Here is a 23,737-nt window from a genome sequence, read left to right as displayed (position 1 = left end):
AAAAGACAACATTTTTCCGATGATGACCACTGATGGTTGTCACCCAACGTAAGACCCCGTCAAGGAGACAAGGGCATGCGGGATCATCACCTCAGGGCGTGGCTTCGGCTTGTCGAGACAGGCAGCATTCGTGGCGCGGCGCGCAGTTTGCATATGAGTCAGGCGGCGATCACCAAAGCCATCCGCGAGCTGGAGGAGGATCTCGATGCGCCATTGGTCGTGAGAAGTTCGCTCGGTATCACCTTGACCGATTGCGGTCGCGAGTTGACGGTTCGTGCGCGTCAGGCGCAGAACCAGCTAGCGCTTGCGAGGCAGGACATTCGTCAGTTGATGGGGGGCGAACACGCACGCGTGTCGGTCGCCGTGACGCCGATGGTGTTCCTTGGTGTTCTGCCCGATGTGCTGCGCGATTTTCGACGCAGCATGCCGCTGGCGGATGTGACGCTGGAAGAAGGCTTGATGCCGTCGGTGGTGCCCGCGCTGCGTGCGGGTTCAGTCGACTTTGCGATTGCTGCGCTGATTGAGGAAACGCTCGGCAGAGAGTTTGAATTCGAGCCGTTGCGAACGCTCGACATTGTTGTTGTCGGTCGCAAGGGCCATCCGCTTGCGAAGGCGAAACGCTGGGAGGATGTGGTGGACTGCGACTGGGTCATGCAACTCTCGCCCGGTAGTCAGCACACATTCTTGCTAGATCAGCTAGCGCGGCTGGGGCTTCCACTGCCCCGACGCATCATCAAGACCAACACGTACGGCGTGACATCGAGCCTGATCGGCACCACTGACGCCCTGACGACAGTGCCGCACGGCATGCTGAAGATTCCGTCGCAATTGCACCCGTTAATCCGCATCCCGGTGGATATCCCGCTGCAACCGCTTGCGCTCGGCATTGTGACGCTGCGTGATAACCCGCTCTCGCTGGCGGCGACGCAATTTGCTGGGCTGTTTCGGGAGGCGTTGACGCGCAAGGTTTGAGACGGATCGCAGAGGATTACAAACTGCGCCCCAACAACTGGCCCGGCCAACCGTCCACGTCGAAAGTGGAAATTCGCTCGTACCCGCAGGACTCGTAGAATCGTACCAACGCCCCGGTCCCGCCGCCGTAGCAGTCAACGCGCAAACGCCGCACGTCGGCAACTCGCGCGCGATCGTCCGCAAAGGCCATCAGTCGGCGGCCAATCCCACGGGCTCGCTCATCCCGAGAGGCGACGAGCACTCGCACGTAGATTTCCGGTTCCGTTGCGGGAGGCACATAGGATTGCGCGTCTCCTAAAACGATTGCCGCGAAAACACATCCGGACGAGTCCTCGGCAACCCATGCTTCGGGTAGCCCACAGGCTTCCGTCACCAGTCGAATCCGCCGGGGCGATGTTGACCACGGCTCGCGGCCCCATTGGCCGTCGTTGCCAGTCTCCACAAACCACGCCATCACTTCATCGAAAACCTTTAGGACGGCAGGTGCATCGTCCGTGGTCGCTCGGCGGATTGTCAGCGCTTCTCTCTTCATGCTCATCGCATTTGCACTCCTCCTTCCGCGTTGTCGACCGGTATGTAGCGAATGCTAGCGTTTCCGAGCTTTACGAATTGCTCGTCTGATTGAGGAAGTGTACTCGGAGGCTAACGCGCTGACTGCCTCGGTGAGGCTGCGCGTCCGGGCAACGGCTAATGCACGTGACGCGGGCCTAAACAGCATCAAAACTGAAAGTCCCAACAAAAGCTGTCTGACGCTGTATGAAGGGAAGCAGAGCGTTGCGCCAATGGCAACCTTCGTTCAGGGGAATCGTGTCAGGCGGTCTTAGCAGGATAGGACAAAAAGAAGCAAGGATAACGTTTCGCGTGCATCCCATTGCGCGACTCCGGAGGCGAATCGATCTTGAAACAAGGAATACGATAGCTCGGTGCGGTCTGCAATAGGGAAGTACACGGCGTCGTCTATTGAATATAGCGCTCCTCGACTATTCTCCTGCGCGCCAGTCTTCAGCTGTGACATTTCGGCGACGGAGAGTGTCTTAGTTCATTGCAAATTGAGCGTATGGCTAGCAAGGCCGATAATCGTCTGGAGTATGCGTGCACCGAAATCTCGCACTCTTTCGCACGGTTTTACCCCCGTCTCCGACACTCGGCCATTTCATCTCGATAGCGTTCGAAATTGGGGAATTAGCATAGGTCGGCATTCTTGCATTTCAGCATACTAGTCGCAAATTCCGTTAGTCGCTACGGCGATTTTTAATCTACCAAACCATGAGGCGGCGCAAAAAAATTGCAGCCCCATGCACCAACGGATCGCCGACTTGAAAACCTTAGAACGAAATGTGTTTCGAATGATGGACAGATGACAGGACAGAAATCACATCGGGAGATCAGTTGGTGCATGATACCGATATAACCAAATACGTTAACATCGATTAAATTACGGATCACCACTACGGCAGCAGAAGAAAGAAACCAACTCAGCACCTTGAGCGAGGCGATTACCCAATGTCGGTGCTCGACCACTTACTCATCGCCGCTCTCGATTGAGTCAGCATCACTTCCAGCCGCCGCCCAATTTCAACGCCTTCCCACTCAGCAACTCACAACTCGATAATTGTCGCTATTTTGCTTTAATTATTAATTACATCAAAAAAACTCGATATCAATCAATCTTAACAACACGAACTCCAATATTTTTTAGATGAATTAACACCGCAGAAGCCAACTCCGGATCATTTATCGGCAAATCAAACTCCCTCCCCTCCGCATTTACATAGCAAAGCATTTCTGACACGGGTGTCTGCTCAATAAAATAGTTCGCCAAAGATAGACCGTGGCCAAACAAAAAATCTTCAACCGCAACACTGAGATCGTTGCTCTTCACATTAGCCACCTTTCCCCGAAAACGGCGTTTTGCCGAATCCAGGATAGAAAATTGTGTTATCAGTATTACCCGGACCCCAGAAAATTCTCGTCGGCTGCGGGGCCGCACTAGGGTTGACTATTAGACTTCTAAAATAGCGGGCATTGACCATATTCATGTCCTGAGTGGACGGCCATACCTGGAAGGCACTCTCATTGGGGTGGACGTGCCCAATAAGTCGCGCATCGCGAGGAACCGGGCTAGTCCAAGCATCACCACTATAGAGTTTCTTGACCAACTGATCATCGACTCGCTCGGTCACAAGCGAAAACTCTACCTTCCTACCACCAAGCGTGCCTAACTCGTAAACGTCGCCAAATCGAACAGTTCGGTCAGTGACTATTACACCCTGCTCACCCGGCAATGCGCCAGACGCACGCAACTCAGCCATTGTCGCGTGCGTGCCGAGGCCCTCGGTACGCGCAAACCTCAGATTGCCCGCACCTCCGGTCTGAGCAACGATATCGCCAAGCGAAGTGTCATATGGAGTAAGCGCACTCTTTGGCGCCGTGATGAGTCCAGTCTCCCGTCCTACTGCCACGCCCTGGACAATACCCTCATTAGCTGGCCCGACAAAGAGGGCTGCAGCATTAATGGCGAGATCTTCCTTAGCCCTCTGCAGTTGGCCCGGGCTCATCATCTCACCCGATATCCGATTGTAGTTATCAGGCGAAAGTAACGCCTGCACCGTGCCAATGGTGCTTTCCAGTAACTGATATCCGACTGATGCCAGCGCTCCACCAGGGGTCGTCGCCACGGAAGCATCACTCAGCCTATCCTTGAGCGAATTAGATGGCCGCACTTCCCCGGTTGCTTTGACGCCCGTCAGGCTCGCGATACGGCTCATACTCGGTCCGCTAAATGCAAACGCTACAGACGAGCCTCCTCCCGGCGAGGCACCATTGTCGGGACTCCCCCCCTTCGCGTTTGTCGCGCCAATACCCATGCCCATTCGTATCGCCGAGAGCTGATCTAGTGCCGAGGAAATCGAGGGTCGAATCCGGTCCGCATAAACGGTAACCGTCGTCTCCACGGGTTTCATCAAACGTTTGTCGAGCGGGACGGGCAGGTCCGTGCCGCCGACGTCGACCCGGGTAGCCCCACCTGCGCCGTCTGCGCTAGCGACCAGTACTCGAGGACCATACGGATCAGCATTGGCTGCATCAGCGTAGATGAATGATCGTCCATCTTGACTAAGTGCCGTACCATTGCTTCGCGTCTCGCTAGCCCCCCCCCGTTTCAGGCAGCTTCGGCAAGGATTGCTCGATGAATGAAGAGCCCAACGCATTCCCAAACGCATCCACAGCGACCTGCTGTATCGCGATTCGCCCACCACGAAGGATTGAAGTGGTCGCCGCCGCGGCCGTACCAACCAGCACGCCCGAAACTGTACGCCCAAGCAAGCCACCAATTTCGTCGTTAATCGACTGCGAGATCGAGTTTGCCCCGCCCGCATTCAATGCACCTCCAACCGCGCCACCCACGGCACTCGCGGCCACCGACGTCCAACTGAAGCTCGATTGCAGCCCAGTCACAACGCCCACGCCTTGAAGGGCGACGTTAGTCACCGCCGCGCGCAAAGCGCTTGCGCCAATGGTAGCGCCAGCAATTTGCGAGCCAACACCCGCTCCGATACCTGCACTCAATCCACTAAGCGCAAGCTGATTGAGGCTGATCCCGTTCTGTATACCCATCGCCGTACCCGCCAACTGCCCCGCTAACGAGCCAGCGATTCCCCCGATGGCTGCTGCGCCGACTGCCGCCGAGAGTCCGCCAATCGTTGCGCCGGTGACGGTGAGCCCGCCGACTGCCGTCCCGCCGAGCATCGCGGAGGCCCCGGCAGACATTGCGCTTCCGAACGAAAGCGATGCAGCAGCCGCCCCTTCGGCGGCTTGCACTGCTCCCATTGCGAATGCCGCCGCGCCCGCCGTGTAGACAGCGACCACCACGGTGACCGCAATCATAATGATCGTGCCAAGCCCACCACACCCCCCACCGCTATCCGCTTGCGGTACTGGCAGGTTCGGCGTGGTATCCCCGATGATGGCGCTCGGGTCGTAGGGCTTGAAGGTCTTGTTGTCGTTGTGGATCGTGCTGACGCGGTTCGGAATCGTCAGCGTCTGGCCAACGCGCAAATCCGCATTACCCGACAGCCCGTTCGCTTCCGCGATCAGGTACCACAGCTTCGAATCGCCAAATGCCGAGTGCGCGATGCTCTCGAGCGTGTCGCCCGATTGCACGGCCACCGCCCCCGGCGCACCCGTCGGGTACTTCCCGTTGATCGGTTGGAACCCGAAGCTGAAGTCCGCCTTGTTGATGAAGTTCGGCGACCCCGTGTTCGGATCCTGCGGTGCGTCCGGGTTGATCATGTCCCCGTAACGACCCAGCACCTCGCCATCCACCACCAACTGACGTTGCGTGTGTCCGCCCTGATTCACATACAACACGTGACCCTGCGCATCGTTCACGAACGTGCGGTTGTTCTCCGCCTTCGTGCTATCCGTCACCGAGATCAGGTTGCTGTTCACGTCATAGGCACTCGTCGTCGTGCCCGGATCGAACTTCGTGCTCGTGCCGCTGACCGTCCACTCCTTGTACCCGTCGATCGCCAGCGTCTGGTACGTGTAGTTATTCGTGTACCCGTCGCCGTCCTGATTGGTCATCGAATACTTGACCAAGTTACCGGCACCGTCGTACTGCTGATAGTCGACCTCGTACTTCGGCGATCCGTCGCTCTTGGTCACCTTCTGATGCAACAGGTTGCCGTTCTGGTCGTACGTGCTCTGACGTGTCTCGCTGCCATTGCCACCCGCAGCCCCGTTGAGCGCCGTGACGTACTCCTGCGGCAACGCGCCCGCAGGCCCCGTCTGCACCACACGGTTCGAGCCATCGTAGTAACGCGTGTCGAGCAACACCCCATCGCGCGACACGTGCGACAGGCGGTTATTGCTGTCGTAGTCGTAAGCCTCGGTCGTCAGACCATTGACCGCCGTGTACTGCGTGCGATACGCCGCTGACGGCTGCGAGATATACCCGTACTCCGGATTGCCCGCCTCGTCCGTGCCGATAACACCCCACACCGACGTCCATTCCGTGTGGTCGAACACACGGTCGGCCTGCGAGTATGTGGGTCATCGTGGCTCAATCAAATGACGAGGAGGCAGATGACGATAACGCCATCCATAGCTCGCTGCCCAAGCATGGGTTTCCCATGTGATCAAGCCCGCACGGTGCTCAGGGGACAGTGTTGATCAGAGCGAACTCTGACGAGATCGACGGGGAGAATAGTAAAGCCATCGACATTCGTGCCTTAGAAGGCTACGTAGCTGTCGTTGATAAGAAGTCGACGACGCTCGCGCGGCCGCGCGAAAAAATCTGCAGCGGACTCACAGGCAAGGTCATCGTAGCCGGGTCACCCGTACGTAACGAAGAAAGTCACTTCGGATCACGGGCAGAATCTGTGCATTGCGGGTATTGCTTTGGTGAAAGCATTGTTCACCGCCGCGGTTGCCCAAGTGGAAATCCGGTTACGCCGTTAAGGACATTTCATGACGCTCCATATGTTCATTTCGGAGCAGAGAATGTACGAAATGTCAGGGCCGTCAGTAGGGCAACTTGGAGTGAGGCAGCTAGCTCAGCAAAAAACAGAGGATCACCGCGTGGACTATGAACTACGTCTCCCCGGTGATCAATCAACCATAATCCCTTAGAACCGGACAAGAAATTCGCCAGGAAATCGACGCCGCACTGGGACGAATAGCGATGCACCAATAGACCGGCAAACTGTGCGACCCCCGAATCACTCCACTCAAAATTAAAAAATTAATCTTTTCAAAAAATAGAAATACAAAAATCAAAAAACCACATAAACTAAAATAAAAAATCTTCAAATAGGATCCCCTCGCAACTCACCAGGAATCATCATAATATTTTCATCATTCATTCTTTCCCTACATTTTTCCGCTAGTTTTCTCAATTCCTCCAAATTCCCTGGACAAGCCTCATACTGCGCACGCTCAATTTCATAATATTCCTCGTAACTCACGTAAGGATTTGCCACAGGAATGGAAATATAATATTTTCCAGTACTTTCTTCCACGCCAACAGAGAATTTATCTTGCAAGAACACATGAGAATCCAAAAATTTCAATTAATCACCTCAAAATTTTAACGGTTTTACAGAATACATCGAGGCTGGCGCCTTCCCTAAATCTATGACGGCCTCCAGATTTCCAGACGGCAACTTCCCGCCAGGAATCCAGTATCTATTTGCACCAGCTTCATTTCCATTTGGAATTCGAAGGCCAAGCTCCCGTGGCTTTTGAATATCGATCCTAACAAGCTGATCCGAATCCAGCAAACCACGCGGCAACCCCAAAGCAGCCTCAATCGAACGCGGGTCACCACCGGCCGACTTTAGCAGAGAATCCGTTTGTTGCTTTGTCATCACAAACGATGTCCCATCTGCTTGGGCTGGGCCCCACTTGCTCAATGTGCTCTGCGTCGTGATCCGTGACGCGCCTTTGTCAAACATACTCAACTGTGCATCGATAACTTCCGCCGGCATATAGGTCGCGGGATCCGGCCTTGTCCCCTTTGGAATTGTCTGAATCCGTTCAATGGTTGCCGCATCTAATGCGAACTCGGAAACCCTTAAAGCAGCCCCAAGAACCTGACCAATGCGAGAGGCTGTTGCTCCAAAAAGGACCGCGTCCCCCACGCTTTGCCCCAGTAGCCCCGCGTCCTGCCGGTATAGCGCATTAATCGGTCCGATAATAGACTTCACCGTGCCTGTCGCCACACTACCAGCCACATCCAGCGCAGTATCCCCCACACCGCGATCAAGTAGCGATCTTCCAAGCCCGCTTTCCGGCTTATAGCTCATATCGCCACCAAACGCATTGTCCGCGCGCGCCAGCCCGTAGCTCACCGCATCACCTACCGCCAATACCCCCTGTCCAACCAGATGCGCCATCCCGGAGAATACTCCCGTAAAGGCGTGTCCCACTCCAGTACTGAATCGCCCAAAGGGGTTGAACGTAAAGAAGCTGTCAATATCCCCCATCGGACTGATGGTCCCTGTGATATCAATGCCATCGCTCCCCCCATCATCACCTCGACTCGCCGTGATGGACGTTCCCGGGAACGCAATGGAATCTCCAAGCTTCCAGCCCTTATAAAACAACGACTGACCTAAAATGCCTGTACCGCCGACATCGGATCGCGTAATACCGGCGGAGTCCGCCTGAGCAAGCGTGGCACTCACACCATACTTCGGCACTCCGCTGGAAATGGCATCGAACGAAAAGGCGCCGTTCCTCATGCCAGTCGTTGACTCGCTGTTATCTCCACTCCCGACAATTTCGGAACCCTGCGACGCCATATCCCAATCTGACGAAATCCCCGCCGTATTCCCACGAGGTCCGTACAATCCCGCGCCGCCAGTCGTGTAGCCAAGCTTCGCGTTAAGTCCAGCCGTAGCGCGCTCCGTCATGCTTTCAGTTGAGTACGAGTCCTTCTCCGTGAGACTTTGGCCAAGTGCGTTTCCAAACGCATCCGTCGCGACGCGCTCGATTGCGATACGTCCGCCACGAAGCGCTGATGTTGTTACCGCTGCCGCAGTCCCAACCAGCACCCCTGTAACCGTGCGTCCAAGAACACCACCAATTTCGTTGTTAATCGACTGCGAGATCGAGTTTGCCCCGCCCGCATTCAATGCGCCTCCAACTGCGCCACCCGCAGCACTTGCTGCCACCGAAGTCCAATTGAAGCTTGATTGCAGACCGGTCACAACGCCCACACCTTGAAGCGCGACGTTAGTCACCGCCGCGCGCAACGCGCCCGCGCCGATGGTATTGCCGACAATTTGTCCGCCAACACCTGATCCGATACCTGCGCTCAATCCGCTAAGCGCAAGCTGACTGAAGCTAATCCCGCGCTGCATCCCCATAGCCACACCGGACAGTTGACTTGCGAGTGAACCTACGGTCCCGCCGACCACTGCAGCTCCGACGGCGATACCCTGGGTGATACCTCCCAGCGTCACTGCGCCGCTCATCCCCACGGCACCGGCCGCAACGCCTCCGGTCAACGCCGCGCCACCAGCTGCCATGATCCCGCTGAACCCAGCTTCAGCAAGCGCCGCCATGGCTCCGACGCCCTGTACCATGGCAGCACCAGCAATAGCAGCGGCACCCGCCGTGAACACCGTCGCCACCACCGCTACGGCGACCATAATGATCGTGCCAAGCCCACCACACCCCCCACCGCTATCCGCTTGCGGTACTGGCAGGTTCGGTGTGGTATCCCCGATGATGGCGCTCGGGTCGTAGGGCTTGAACGTCTTGTTGTCGTTGTGGATCGTGCTGACGCGGTTCGGAATCGTCAGCGTCTGGCCAACGCGCAGATCCGCATTACCCGACAGCCCGTTCGCTTCCGCGATCAGGTACCACAGCTTCGAATCGCCAAATGCCGAGTGCGCGATGCTCTCGAGCGTGTCGCCCGATTGCACGGCCACCGCCCCCGGCGCACCCGTCGGGTACTTCCCGTTGATCGGTTGGAACCCGAAGCTGAAGTCCGCCTTGTTGATGAAGTTCGGCGACCCCGTGTTCGGATCCTGCGGTGCGTCCGGGTTGATCATGTCCCCGTAACGACCCAGCACCTCGCCATCCACCACCAACTGACGTTGCGTGTGTCCGCCCTGATTCACATACAACACGTGACCCTGCGCATCGTTCACGAACGTGCGGTTGTTCTCCGCCTTCGTGCTATCCGTCACCGAGATCAGGTTGCTGTTCACGTCATAGGCACTCGTCGTCGTGCCCGGATCGAACTTCGTGCTCGTGCCGCTGACCGTCCACTCCTTGTACCCGTCGATCGCCAGCGTCTGGTACGTGTAGTTATTCGTGTACCCGTCGCCGTCCTGATTGGTCATCGAATACTTGACCAAGTTACCGGCACCGTCGTACTGCTGATAGTCGACCTCGTACTTCGGCGATCCGTCGCTCTTGGTCACCTTCTGATGCAACAGGTTGCCGTTCTGGTCGTACGTGCTCTGACGTGTCTCGCTGCCATTGCCACCCGCAGCCCCGTTGAGCGCCGTGACGTACTCCTGCGGCAACGCGCCCGCAGGCCCCGTCTGCACCACACGGTTCGAGCCATCGTAGTAACGCGTGTCGAGCAACACCCCATCGCGCGACACGTGCGACAGGCGGTTATTGCTGTCGTAGTCGTAAGCCTCGGTCGTCAGACCATTGACCGCCGTGTACTGCGTGCGATACGCCGCTGACGGCTGCGAGATATACCCGTACTCCGGATTGCCCGCCTCGTCCGTGCCGATAACACCCCACACCGACGTCCATTCCGTGTGGTCGAACACACGGTCGGCCTGCACGCGTGCGCCGAAATACGTGTCGCTCACACGATTGCCGTTCTTGTCGTACGTGATCTTGTGGCCCTGACCCACCCCAATGTCGCCATTGGCATTGATGCCGTCCACCACGATCTGACGGTTCATCGCGTCGTACTTGAACCAGCGGTCCTCGTCCTGACTCTGGTCCATCGCATTGATCACATGCGACGTGATGTGCGTACGGTTGCCCACCGCGTCGTAATCGATGCTGATGTGCACACGCCCATCGGCCACATCGCGCAGGCGGCCCAAGGCGTCGTACGCCAGGTGATTGTCCTGATAGACCGTCCCCCACTGCGTCGTACGCTCGCGAACCTTGTTACCCGCGAGGTCGTACACATACGTGGACACGCGCGTCGTCGCGTTGTCGATGATGGCCGTGTTCTGACCGGCCGCATCGTACTGATAGCTAATGTCCTGACCGCGTGTATTGGTCTGACGAATCAACTGACGCGCGTTGTCGTACGTGAAGCTATACGTCGCGCCGCCAATATCCGTGCGACCGAGCAACAGACCGAAGTAGTCGTACGTCCACGTGGACAGCGCCCCGTTACCGTCGCCCTCGGCAATCTTGTGACCCTGCGCGTCGAATGCCGCCACTACCGTCTGAAGACCCGTCGGCTGCGTCGTGCGCACCACGTTGCCGCGCGCGTCGTAGTAGTACCGGATCGTCGCGCCCGAACCGTCGCTCTGCCACAGCTTGCGACCGGCCTGATCGTAGCCATACGTCTGCGTGAGTGCCTGCGAACCCTGATTGACCAGCGTCGAGCCGCTGATCGAATACACACCGACCGCCCCCATCGTCATCTGCACAAGATGACCGAGCTTGTCATAGGCGTAGTCCGTCGGGTTGCCATTGCCATCGACCATGCGAACCTGCTGGCCGAACGCATCGTAGTAGTGACGCACCACGCCACCGTCGGCGTGCAACTCCTGCGTCACATTGCCTGCGGCGTCGTAGGTCGTTCCGTTGACGTGACCGTTGGCATCGACCACCGACACCACACGGCCCATCGCGTCATACGTGTAGCGCGTGACAGGCGACGCCGACGATGCATTGCCGTTCGCATCGGGCTGACGCTGCTCAATCATCTGATTGTTAGCGTTGTACTTGTACGTGGTGACCCAGTACGGCGAGCGTGGGTCGGACACCGACAGGACATTGCCCCACCGGTCGTACGTCTGACTGACCGTCGGACGCGCAGCCGTGGCCCCGCCATTCAGCCCGACCGCCTGCGACACCGATACCGCACCGCCCGCGCCCGGCAAGCTCACCACATTCGTGATGCTGCCCGTGGTCACGTTGTTGCCATATTGCGTCGGCGTGCCCGGAATCCAGTAGCCCGGGACATAAGCGGGTGTGGTACCCGACACCGTCGCCAACGGTGTAACGCCCGGCACCCAGTACTGCTCTTCCACATACTGCGTGTCGTACACCGTGTACGGAATGGCCGAGACCTGGCCGTTCACCAAACCGTAGTGATCACCATAAATGGGCGAGCCGTCTTCGTTATGGCCCGTCACCACCGGCGAACCGTAGTCAAAGCCGATGATGTACTGCGACGCTTCGGCGGGCGTCACCGTATAGGCTTCGCTCACCCAATCGGTGACCTCATAAGGCACCGCCACCACGCGGTCGCCTTGCCATTGGTAGTGCGGGTTAAGCACCTGCACGCCCGACTCGTCGATATACCCGACCGGATACCCGTAAATCGGGAGCGGGTTGCGTTGCAGGTAATGGTTCGGGTCTTCCGGCACGACCGTGTTGTAGTACGTGTCGTACACGGTCCGAACACCGGTTCTCGCTTCCTGCACATACCGCGTGTAGATGATGCTGCCATCTTCGTTGTGCAGAATATTGCCGTTTTCATCACGCGCCGGGTCGACACCGACAGACACGTAATACGTGTATTGCTCGTCCCGTGCCACCTGATACGGAACCTGATACGGCACCGCGACGACCACGTTGCCCGACCACGCATAGTGCGCGGCAAGAATCGCAGAGCCGTCCTCATTGCGGCCAACCACGATCGGATAACCGTACTGCGCCGGTTTATATCCAACAACGTAGCCGTCCGGATTGGCCGGATACACGGTGCGTTGCACCGGCACGTCGCGATAGGCGGTGTATGGCACGGCAATCACGCCAATGCCACTGTGCTGGTAGCCCGTACCAAGGCCCAACTCAACGCCATCCTCGCCGTAGCCGATCACCACCGGCGGGCTATAACGAATGCGCGTCAGGTAGTTGCTCGGGTCAGCCGGCGTAACGGTACGCGGCACCTGAATTGCCACGGTACGCGTGTCGTAATGCCCGGCAGGCGTCGGCAACACCGTCAGCGTGCCGGTGTAATGCGAGCCCAGCGACGACCCTACCGGTGAGCGCAAGATTTCGAATTCGTATGCCCCGACCGCCAGGCCACCATAGTCGACGGCTTCCAGCATCGTCGCGCCGGAGTTTTCGTCCCACGAATGCGGGTAGCTGCTGACCGGCAACGTCTGCCAGTCTCCGCCCGGCACGCGATAACGGAAGACTGTCGTCTCCGGGCCAGTCACAGTCCAGCGAATCGTAGGCGCTACGTACCCGCCAATGATCTGGCTCGTGCCACTCTCATCGTTGACGACCGACGTGCCCCCCACCGTGTCGAAAGCCACCCACACGTTGGTGATGACCGGCAGCCCGACCGGCGGCACCCACACAGGCGCCACGGCACCAACCACACTCATATTGCCCGTCGCGTGCGCATACGGTGCCGAATCGCCCTGTCGTTGCCACAGCAATTCGTACTCGTACGTCCCCACGCCCAGCGACGACATATCGAAACCGTCGTAATCCGCGTATATCGAGTACGGATGCGTAATCGGCATCGTGGACCATTCGCCACCGCTGCCTGCCACGCGGTAACGGAACGTCTGCACAATGTTCGACGGTGCAGCCGGCCACGTGAAGTCCTTCGCTGACGAATGCCACTGCCCCATCTGCGCCACGCCCGGCCCGATCGGGAACGAGAGGTTGGCCAGTTGCGACAGGTTCACGCTCATCGTCCCGGTGCTGGTCACCTCCGTGGCACCGTGCGTGCTGGTCGTGAGTACCCGGTATTCGTAGTTGCCCGCCGCCAGACCCGAGGTGTCGAACCGGAACGCGTCGCCAAAGTTGATGCCCGGCGGCGTGATCCAGCCGTCGTTACCCGGGGGCATACCCGCCGGGCGCACTTGCAGCGCCACGCGCGTCGCCGTATCCGACGGCAGTCCCACTTCGATCTGATTGGTCGTCTGAAGCGTCGGGTTCTGGTTAATCACCAGTTGCCAGTTGCCGTTGATGTCCTTCTTGTAGACGCGCACGGCATTGATGCGATCAATGCCACCTTCGGCACCGTCGCTGTCTTGCCAACTGATCGACACGCCGTTACCGGCCTGCTCGTTCGAGAAGATCTGACTACGGGTACGCGGCACACCGTTGAACACGACAGTCGGCGTCGAGCCGCCGCTCTCGCCGGAGCCGCTCTCGTTACTCCCGCTCGTCGTCACCACCGTCGCCGTGGTGTAGTCGAACTCGACGCGGATGTCGCCGCTACCCAGTTGCGCCAGACTCCACGAGAAATTGGCCGTGGACGGCGAATTCCAGATCACACGCCCGTCTTCGCCAAAACTGTAGGTTGCGGACGACGTCGTGAAATACGTCGCCATGCTGCGCACCGTCACGCCGCCCGTGGATTCCGCACGCGACGGCCCCACGCGAGACGTCACGCGACCCAGCGCGTCGTAGACCAAATCGGTACGGCGACCATCGCTCAGCATGATCGCCTGATCGACGCTGCCGAAAGACTTCAAGTCGTAATTGACGCCGCCCGTCCCGGCACTGCGCACTTCAGCCGTCACGTGACCGCTCAAGTCATAGATCGAAATCTTGTCGGTGCCGTCACCGCTATTGGTGCGCCACACACGCCCGGCATTGTCGTAGTCGAAGTACTCCTGACGTCCGCCGCCAATCCCGCGACGCGTCATCTCGCCAAAGGCGTTGTACTCCATGCTCGTGTCGACCAGCCCGGCAGCCGACTGCGATACGGTCGTGACGACACCGCCCGAGACCACCGACGTGGAGGCCTGCGTGACGATATGCGTCTGACGGCCAAGCGTGTCGTACTGATACGCCGTAAAGATGGTGTGGGGCACGCCATCGTTGCCCGTGACGACCTGCCATTCCTTGGCCACACGCCCCGCCGCGTCGTACGACGTGTAGTGCGCCGAGCCACCGGCATCGGTCATCTGAATCACTTTGCCGTGCGCATCGAACGCGGCCGTGCTCACGCGATCGGACGCGCTTGCCCCTGCGTCGACATAGCTGGTGTCGTTGGCCGAGGCCGCGCCGTTGCCACGCACCACCGTCATTACGGCATTGCCGTAGGCGTCGCGATAGAAGATGTTGAGCGGCGTGAGCGCCGTGCCGGCGACCGTGCTAGTGCGCGTCGGGCCGGTCGTCGCCATCAGGCGGCCGAGCGAATCGTAGTAGTTGTACGACGTAGCGCCATCGGCGGCGACGGTCGTCGTCAGGTTGCCGACGGCGTCGTAGCGATATTGCGTCGACAGATTTCCGCGGGTCGCACCGCCATCGCTGGTCGTGCTGTACTGCACGTCGACACGGGTCTCGCGGACCTTACGGTTCGCCGAGTCGTAATCCGTCACGATCGTACGGTCGTCGCTCGACGTCGCCGGACGCGCAAAGGCCGTCAGGTTCCACTGGCCATTAGCCAGTGCCGTCGCGTACTCGGTATGCACGGTCATGTTGCCGACGGAATCGAAATTCTGCGTCGTCAGATAGCCGAGGGCATCGACCGTCGCCACCTGCTGGCCGCGCCGATCGTAGTACTGATACGTCGATGTCCACTGATTGGTCACTGCGTTGCGCAGCGTCGCAATCTGCACCAGATCGCCAAAGGCGTTGTAGGTGTTTTGTGTGGTGCGCCCACCCATGAAGTACTGGGCCGTGCCGCTGGCGCTGGAGTCATAAACCAGCGACTGCGGTTCGGTCACACGTACCGTGCGACCCAACTGGTCGTAGACGGTCGTGATGACGCGATTCGCCGCGCCTGCCGGAGGCAATGCCGCCAGCGCAGCACGAACCTCATCTGCCGTCGGTGCATGCGCACCGTTCGCGACCGCGATGGGGCTGTTGTAACGCGTGAGTTGCGTCACTTGGCCATAGGCATCGCGGGAGTATTGCGTGACAAAGCCCAATGCGTCGACGTCGTGCAGCACGTTGCCCTGACGGTCGTACGTCTTGTAGCTCCAGTTGCCTGCCACGTCGCGGTTGGCCACCGCGTTACCCAGCGCGTCGTAGATCGTCTGCGTCGACAGCTCGGTCCAGTTATCGACACGGTCGGCCAGGCTGTTTTCGCCATTCACCAGCAGGTTGTCGCGCGACGCGTCGTAGACGCCGACCGGCGGGAACGTCGTCTTGGTCTGATGCCCGACCGCGTCGTACTCGTAGCGCGTCGTGCGCGCCTCCGGACGGCCATAGGCCTCGGTGCGTGCGATGACGCGCCCCAGCGCGTCATAAGTCGTGCGCGTCACCAAGCTCGCCACACCGGTGTTAGCGGCGTCGACGACGAGGTTGCCGTTGCCGTCGCGGGTCAGGTTCGTGACCGTCGTTTGCGGCGACGTTTCAGTGACCAGACGTCCAGCAGCGTCATAGTCGTAATGCCAGACGTCGCCCTTCTTGTTCGTGAAAGTGATCTTGTTGCCCACACCGTCGTACGTGTACGACTCGGTGTAGCCCAACGCGTCGCGCGTGCTGAGTACGCGCCCGTCGGCGTCGTACGTCATCGTCGTGACGCGGTCGGCATCGCCCACCGGCACCAGCGCGGCGGCCACACCCGCCGTCGTCCACGTGGTGGTGGCGGAGATGGCAAGCGCGTACTGCGTGCGCGAGGTCACGCGGCCAAACACGTCGTAGGTGTTGGCCGTCACGAAGCCGAGCGGGTCGATCTGATAGATCGGGTGACCGGCAACGTCATGCGTCGTGTGGCTGATACGGTCGTTTGCCGCATCTGGGGTCAGGCGCGCCCGCACACCGTTCGCTCCGCTCTTCGTGTCGAAGCCGGTCAGATCGATGCGGTTGGCATACACACGCGTGGCGATCACGTGCCCGACGGCGTCGTAGGTGGCCTCGCTCACCGCACCCGTCGGGTCGATGGTGAAGGTGTTGCGACCCGCAGCATCGAAGACATAACGCGTGGTGCGGTCATTGGCCGCATCCGGGCGAGCCAGCGCCGCCATGGCCGTTTGACTCGCGGGCAGACCGGTCAGGGCGATCGGCTGCGCAAACGCCTGCCGTTCGATGACGTGCCCCTCGGCGTCGTACACCAGATGGACAACGCCACCCGCCGCGTCCACCTGATAGACCAGCCGATTCGCGGCGTCGTACGTGTAGAACGTGTCCAGATCGCCCGGCGACGGCTCTACGGTGTCGTTCACCACGCGAGCGACGAAGTGCGTCTCTTTCACGAGGTTGCCGTTGGCGTCGTAGATGAGGCGCGTTACCGCCCCGTCGCCATCGATCGTCCACAACGGCCGGTTGGCTGCATCGTAGTTAGTCCGCAGGTACGCGTCGTGGGCCGGATCGGCAAGGGTGGCCGTCGCAGCATCCAACGCTTGTGCGTTGAGCGCGGTCCCAGCGGGCAACGGCTTGGCGTACGTAAACTTCTCGTGCACGTTGCCATTGCCGTCGTACTTGTACGCGGTGACGGTGTTCGCACCATCAATCACATAGATCGGGCGGCCTACGGCGTCGTAGACGGTACGTACCGCCTGATCGTGGGCAGCGTCGGCCGTTACCGCCGGCACGCCCGTGCCGTTCCACGCGGCAGGATCGATACGGTTGGCATACGACAGACGCTCGGTGACATTGCCCACGGCGTCGTAGGTGAACTTCACCACCGCGCCGGTGCCATCGACCGAGTAAGCAAGACGGCCCATCGGGTCGTAGCTGCGCCGCTCGGTAATGTCGGACGCGGACGCTTGCAGCAAGCCCGCGAGCGTAGCGGCACTCGAACCAGCCGTGGCGACCGAGGCGCTGCTCAGTGGCGTGGCGAAGCGCACGACACGGGTGATGTTGCCTTCGCCGTCGTACGTGTTCGCCACCACTGCGCCGAGCGGATCGACCGTGTAGACGAGTTGATTCCGCTCGTTATAGAAGAAACGCGTAACGTTGCCGCCCGCGTCGATGGCCGTCAGTACGTTGCCGTTCGCGTCGTACGTGAAGCGACGAACGATCGCCAGCCCTGTCGGATCGACCGTTTCCGCCACACGGCGGCCCGCTGCGTCGTAGTCGTAACGCGTCGTCGTGCCATTGGGGCTCGTGACGGTGACCTGTTGGCCGAGCTGGTCGTAGGTGTAGGACGTCGTCAGGTTCAGACCGCCGACATCCACCACGCGCGCGACGACCTGACCGCGATTGTCGTAATCGGTGCGCGTAACGGTTCCGTTGGGGTCCGTCACCGTAATTTGCTGGCCCTTGGCGTCGTACGCATAGCGCGTCACCAGATTCAAGCCACCCGGGTCGACCGTACGCGTCAGTGCACGGCCAGCGCCATCGTACGAGTACGTGACGACGTTGCCCTTGGTATCGCGCGTCTGGATGAGATGCCCTGCCGCGTCGTACTGGTTCGACGTGTGTTGCAGATCGTTGTCGACGGCAGTCAAGTTGCCGTCGTGGTCGTACGAGTACACCGTCTGGTGCCCCAGACCGTCGATCACCGTGTTCTTGAGTCCCAGCCGGTTGTGCGTCGTCACCACGCTCACGCCGTCCGGCGTGGTCATGGTCATGCTGCGCTGCGCATCGTTATAGGCGTAGCGCGTGACAAAGCCATTCGCGTCGGTCGTCGTCAGCGTGCGGTCGAACGCGTCGTAAGTCGTCGAGCGCGTCGCGCCCGACGGGTCGGTCACCTGAATCTGACGGCCCAGTGCGTCGTATTTGTACGACGTGGCGTTGCCGTTGGCGTCCACGGTGCGCGACACGCGGCCAAACGGATCGTACTCAGTGCGCGTGGTGATATTGAGCCCCGCCTGATCGATCGCGGTCTGGATCAGATGACCACCAACGTCGTAGGCGTACGTCCACGTTTTCGTCGTTGAACCGTTAGACGCGGTACGCAGATATTCGTCGCCAAAGGCGGTATACGAGTGCGTCACCGTGCCGCCGTTGGCATTCGTCTCGGTCGCGAGCGTGCCGTCGGTGTTGTAGGCATAGGTCACGCGCGTATCCGTCGACGGATTGCGCAGCGAGAGCAGCAATGCCTTGATATCGTCGGTAATCACGCCGCCCTGCGCTGGCAGATTCTGAACGCGCGTGGCATAGACCGTCGTCGCCGTGAGTTGCCCCAGCGCGTTGTAATCGCGCGCCGAAATCTCGCCCAGCGCATTGACGGTGAACGTCAGATTGCCGTCGCCATCGTAGAAATAGCGCGTGCGATTGCCGGTGGCATCGGTCATCGAAATGCGACGGCCAGCGGCATCGTAGGTGTAGTTGACCGAGTACTTCGCCCAGACTGCGTCGATCTGGTCTTGCGTCATGCCCGCCGTCAATTGCGCAGCGCCTTCGGCGGAAAGCGCAGACACCAGACGGCCAAGTACGTCGTAACGCGCCAGCGAAGTGGACACGTCCGGCGTGCCCACTGCACGCGTCTTATTGATCAAGTTGCCCAGCGTGTCGTAGGCGTTGGTCGTGACCGTGCCTTCCGGGTCGACCTGACGGGTAATGCGATCCAGCGCGTCGTAGCTGGTCGTCACCACCTGATCCGCTGCGCTCGATGCCGGGCGCAGGTCGTCGATGGTCTTATCGAACGTCATCCACACAGACACCTGCGTGGCGTAGCGAATCACTTTGGTGACGTTGCCGCGTGCGTCGTACACGCGCTCGGTCAGGTAGCCGCCCGCGATTTCACCGGTAATACGGCCCGATGCGTCGTAGACCGTGGCCGAGTACAAGTCAGCCGGTTTGGACGACGGTACCAGTTGATAGATCGTGCCCGTCGCCCGTTTGGCCGGATTGGTCGGCGTGCTGTAGCGAATACGCTCGCGCTGACGGCCTGCGGCGTCGTACGTGTAGTACGTCATGTAGCCGTCGGCGTCGATCGTCGCCTCGAGCTTGTTATCGGACGTGTAGAAGTTGCGCGTGAGCCGGTCGGCGGCATTGGCCGGCGGCGTCGCGGCCGCAGCCGACGGGTGATCGCCCAGCGTCGTCACGTCGACACGGTTGGCGTACTGCACCGTCGCCACCAGACGCGAGGCCGCGTCGTAGCGCATCTCGGTCACCGAGCCGGTCGCACTGACCGTGCGCGCGAGGCGGCCGTCGGCGTCGTAAATCCGCCAGCTCGTCGTGTCCGCCGCCGTCGCGCCCGGGCGAATACTGTCGAGCGACGCCCCGGTCGGGGCCCCGGACGCATCGGTCAGTGCACCCACGTTAATGGCTGTCGCGTAACCGATGGTACGAACCAGATTCCCCGCCGCGTCGTACCGATATTCGGTCACGCTGCCGTTGGCGTCGACGTCGGCCGTCTTACGGCCCAGAGCGTCGTAGGTGTACCAATGGCGAACACCCGTGGCGTCCTGCGTCATCAGCAAGCGCCCATCGGCATCGTAGGCGTACGTCGTCTGCCCCAGCACCGTGCCGCTCGCCGCGGTCTGCGTGATGCTCGTCACGTGGCCAGCGCGGTCGTAAGTCGAAATCGTTGCTACGCCATTGGCCGACGTCACCACCGTGCGGTTATGCGCCGCGTCGTAGTTCGTCGCCGTCGTGTTGCCAGCGGCATCGGTGGTCGCGATCAGGCGCCCCAGTCCGTCGAAAACGAACAACGTCGTGCCGTTGTTGGCGTTCACGGTCTTGAGCAACTGGCCGTGCTGGTCGTACACGTATTGCTCGGTCGACTGGGTGCCGTCCGCCAGACCCGCACCGCTCGCATTAGTGCGCTGATACGTCGTGCGCGACTGAAGCTGGCCGCGCATGTCGTACGTCATGTCGGTACGCAGAACGCGCGTCTTGTCCTGATTGGCCGCCCATTGCGCCGCATCGCTCTCCGAGACTGCCGTCTCCGCATCGAAGTTGCCGACCGGATATGTCGCGCCCAGATATTGAATCGAACTCACGCGTTGACCGCGCGCGTCGTAGACGTACTCCGTCACACGGCCGTCCGGCGAGATGACGAAGCGCTGCTGGTTCCGGCCCGTGCTGTCGTAGACATACCGTGTCGTCGCCGTCGATGTCGCCCAACCCGTCTTGGCATCGATGCCAAGCGCAGTGGTGTCGGTCAGCATCTGGTTGTTGGCGTCGTACGTCCGCGAAATGAAGTTGCCCAGCGAGTCCGTCTGACGCGTCAGGTTGCCGTTGACGTCGTATTCGAACTTGATGGCATTGCCGTTTTCGTCGATGACACGCGTCAAATCGCCCGCATTGTCGTACTGGAACTGACGCACCGACGAGACCCCGCCGATGGCCGGGCCGGTCACAGACAACAATTGGCCCTTCGCATCGTAGGCGTAGACCGTCGCCTGCCCCATCGGGTCGACCACCGTCGTGCGGCGATTGGCGGTGTCGTACGCGTACGACGTCGTCGCGCCCACGCCGTCGGTCACGCTCGCGACACGGAACTCGCTACCCACTTGCACATAGGTCAGTGCGAGCTTCGAGCCATCGCTTTGGGTAACGGTGGCAATCCGCGTGCTTGTGCCGTCGTACGTGTAGTCGGTGCGATAGACGTTACCGTCGTCGATGCTGTTGTCGTCCGGCGACAGATCGACGATCACCGACGTCAGACGATGGCTGGCATCGTATTGGTAACGCACTGCCGTCGTATTGAGCGTGCCGTTCAGGCCGGTGGTGACCGTGCGAAGGCTGGTGAGATCGCCGTTCGTGTAATCGAAATACGTGGCTTCCCCGTTTGACGACTGCACGCTCGCGATGGCGTTATTCGCGTTATAGAAGTACGAAATCTTGTTGCCCGACGTATCCGTCGAGCTGAGCAGGTTGCCGGTACCCGACCCGTCGTAGCGTTCGGTCAAGCCAGTCGTGCCGTCCTTCCAGACGAACTGACCGTTTACATAGTCGTACGAGATCGTGTCGTAGGCGCCGTCACCGTCGGTGCCGACGTAGACGCGGCTGGCCGTGTCGTAGTAATAGCTCGATTGCGAGCCGTCGGCGCCCGTGCGCGTCACGGCACTCCCAGCCATCAACAGACTACCGGAGAGCGACACCTGTTGTGCGGGACCGACGCGCCAGCCGCTACTTAGCGCGCCTTGACTGTTGTAGGTTCGCAGCGTTGCGACGTTAAGGCCGACACCGGCCAGACGCTCGTCGAGATCGCTGAGAACAAGATTGCCGTTGGCAACGTTGACGTACGCTTGCTCGCCGCTCTTGCCGGAAGTGGCTGCCCCGTAGCTGCCCCATTTGCCGAGCGTTGCGAGTGAGCTGAGCGCCAAGCCGAGGTTATTGCCGCTGACAATCGCTACCATAGTCCGTCGCCTGTTATCGGTATTTGTTGGACGGGCTCCGTGCGCGCACGACATCGACGCACAACTTGCCCTGATGGCAAGTTATCAGCCGATTTCAGCAATTGTTTAGGGATGCTGGCGAGTTAATTTTCGCCTGACGATGCGCGGGACTGTCATCGTCATTCGTACAAGAAACGCGGACCGGGAACGACAAACGGCGAACACTCCCGAAGTCGGGAGTGCTCGCCATCTATCGCCGATCCGGCCGCACGCTTACGTCCCGCAAGACGGACGCGTGACGCCTGAAATTAAACGTTGGCCGGCAGCTTGAATTCCGGCAGCTCGCGCTGCGGCACTTCAATGCCTTGCCAATTCACGCCCTCGACCATGTCGTCGGTGCAGTGCGACGTGATGACAAAGCCGTTGGCGATGTAGCTGCCGCCACGATCGACCTGCACGTGGTACAGCGGCGTTTCCGGGACAAGGTAGCAGAACGTCGGGCGCACGCGCTTCCAACCGTCGATATGAGCATGCTCATTCTTCAGATCCCAGCGCAGCATGCGCGGCGAGCGTTCAAGCGGCGTACCCGTGCCCAGTTGAGTCTCGAACCAGTATTGGTGGAAGTTGTACGTGCCCCACCATTGGTTGCCTTCGTTGTCGCGCGTCCACATCAGGTGCTCGTCGCTGACGTAGAGCGGATCGCCGTCGCCGGCGTCGAGTTCGATAATGCGGCGCGTGGCACCGAGTTGGGTGATTTCCAGACCCGTCGACGTCGCAACACCCGACAGCGTCTGCACTTGCTCGCCGCCGACGAAGGACTCAACAGCCTTGGTCGTGCCGTCGGCCAACAGAATCTGCGAGCCTGCCATCACGCACGTGCAGTTCGAGCAGCCCAGGTTCACGATCATCGAGCGCGACACACCACGGCGCAGCGGCGCGCGGTCGAGGCTCCAGTTCTCGCCTTCGTCGTGCGGACGACGATACTGCACCAGGCTAGCGTCGTCTTCGGTCCCTTGCTGCGCCTGTTGCGGCGTCACCATCTTTTGCATCGTCATCAGTTTCTCCAGAATATTCGGTATGAGAGAACCGGCGCCGACCACACGGACGGGGCGATTCATTGAATCCTGCAAGCCATATATCCATGCTTTTTTTGCCCGGTTTAGGGCTGGCGTAACTTTTTTTCGATTTATCGGAAATTCGTATTGAAGGCGCAACGCCGCGGCGTTACGCGCGGGCGTAGCGGATGTGGAACACGCCCTGTGTTACATTCGGCCGCATGCCTTTGCGCTTTCTATTTCACTTCTATCCGGCACGTCTTCATGACTGACTTCGACGCCTTGTCAGACCCCGAAAAGCTAGAAGCACTGATCGCTACCGGCGTTGCCGCCAGTGAGCAAAATGCGGACGAGCAGGCGCTCGAGTGCTACGCAAAAGCGGCCGAACTGGCGCCCGGCGATGCGCGCGCGTTCCATCTTGCAGCAGCCGTCTGGGCAAAGCACGGCAATGCCGACGCCGCCAACGACGCGTTCCGGGAAGCGCTCCTGCGTGCGCCCGATCTCCACGTTGCCCGATTTCAATGGGGTCTGATGCAGTACGGCGAGACCACCATGCCCATGGCGGCCGCGACGTGGGAACCCCTGTTGCACTTATCTGAAGACGATCCGTTACGCCTGTTTGCGCACGGACTGCTTCTGGTCGCGTCTGGCGACATCGCGGCCGCCATCGCACAAATCGAATCGGGGATTGCCGCGAACACGACCAACGCGCCGCTCAACGTCGATATGGCCGCCATTGTCGAAGGACTGCGGCCGGTGCTAGAGCGTGCCGCCGCCGATGCCGCCGCGCAGAACGAATCGGCCGAGCCGCAGACCAGCGAAGGTGAGCATTTCCTGCTTAGCGCTTATCGCGAGCCCGACCAGCCTTTGCATTGACCGTAACCGCAACTCCGC

At 60.1% G+C, this 23,737-nt stretch carries 9 protein-coding genes; 2 read left to right on the top strand and 7 right to left on the bottom strand.

The features are described from left to right. Window positions 1-75: 75 nt before the first annotated feature. Window positions 76-972: a LysR substrate-binding domain-containing protein gene (locus tag ACPWR9_RS25005; RefSeq protein ID WP_426301683.1), complete on the top strand. Its 897-nt coding sequence runs from the start codon at window positions 76-78 to the stop codon at window positions 970-972. Between the two features lie 16 nt (window positions 973-988). On the opposite strand, the gene ACPWR9_RS25000 is transcribed toward ACPWR9_RS25005, so the two are convergent. The 7 genes from ACPWR9_RS25000 to ACPWR9_RS24970 form a co-directional block, all read right to left on the bottom strand. Then, window positions 989-1,510 (bottom strand): GNAT family N-acetyltransferase, encoded by a 522-nt coding sequence (locus tag ACPWR9_RS25000; protein ID WP_426301681.1) that lies wholly within the window; start codon window positions 1,508-1,510, stop codon window positions 989-991. A gap of 1,122 nt (window positions 1,511-2,632) precedes the next feature. Further along, window positions 2,633-2,854, bottom strand: a complete 222-nt coding sequence (locus tag ACPWR9_RS24995; RefSeq protein WP_426301679.1) for a hypothetical protein — start codon at window positions 2,852-2,854, stop codon at window positions 2,633-2,635. Between the two features lies 1 nt (window position 2,855). After that, a complete protein-coding gene (locus ACPWR9_RS24990; protein ID WP_426301677.1) occupies window positions 2,856-3,740 on the bottom strand; it encodes a hypothetical protein in 885 nt (294 codons plus the stop codon). A 376-nt stretch (window positions 3,741-4,116) separates the two neighbouring features. Next, window positions 4,117-6,000: a LysM peptidoglycan-binding domain-containing protein gene (locus ACPWR9_RS24985; protein WP_426301675.1), complete on the bottom strand. Its 1,884-nt coding sequence runs from the start codon at window positions 5,998-6,000 to the stop codon at window positions 4,117-4,119. A gap of 779 nt (window positions 6,001-6,779) precedes the next feature. Continuing rightward, window positions 6,780-7,022, bottom strand: coding sequence for a hypothetical protein (locus ACPWR9_RS24980; protein ID WP_426312928.1), 243 nt, complete (start codon window positions 7,020-7,022; stop codon window positions 6,780-6,782). Window positions 7,023-7,052: 30 nt separating this feature from the next. Beyond that, the gene (locus tag ACPWR9_RS24975; RefSeq protein WP_426301671.1) at window positions 7,053-21,809 is read right to left on the bottom strand and encodes a LysM peptidoglycan-binding domain-containing protein; all 14,757 of its coding nucleotides are present in this window, start codon (window positions 21,807-21,809) and stop codon (window positions 7,053-7,055) included. 287 nt (window positions 21,810-22,096) lie between these two features. Next, window positions 22,097-22,843, bottom strand: coding sequence for a hypothetical protein (locus ACPWR9_RS24970; RefSeq protein ID WP_426301669.1), 747 nt, complete (start codon window positions 22,841-22,843; stop codon window positions 22,097-22,099). Window positions 22,844-23,107: 264 nt separating this feature from the next. Between ACPWR9_RS24970 and ACPWR9_RS24965 the strand changes: the two genes are divergently transcribed. Next, entirely contained in the window at window positions 23,108-23,719 is a 612-nt protein-coding gene (locus ACPWR9_RS24965; RefSeq protein ID WP_426301667.1) for a hypothetical protein, read from the top strand. Window positions 23,720-23,737 lie beyond the last annotated feature (18 nt).

The sequence above is a fragment of the Pandoraea pneumonica genome (assembly GCF_049918595.1).
Taxonomy (GTDB): Bacteria; Pseudomonadota; Gammaproteobacteria; order Burkholderiales; family Burkholderiaceae; genus Pandoraea; species Pandoraea pneumonica_A.
The sequence above is the reverse complement of the archived record's forward strand: the minus strand, read 5'-3'. Positions and strand labels throughout refer to the sequence as shown.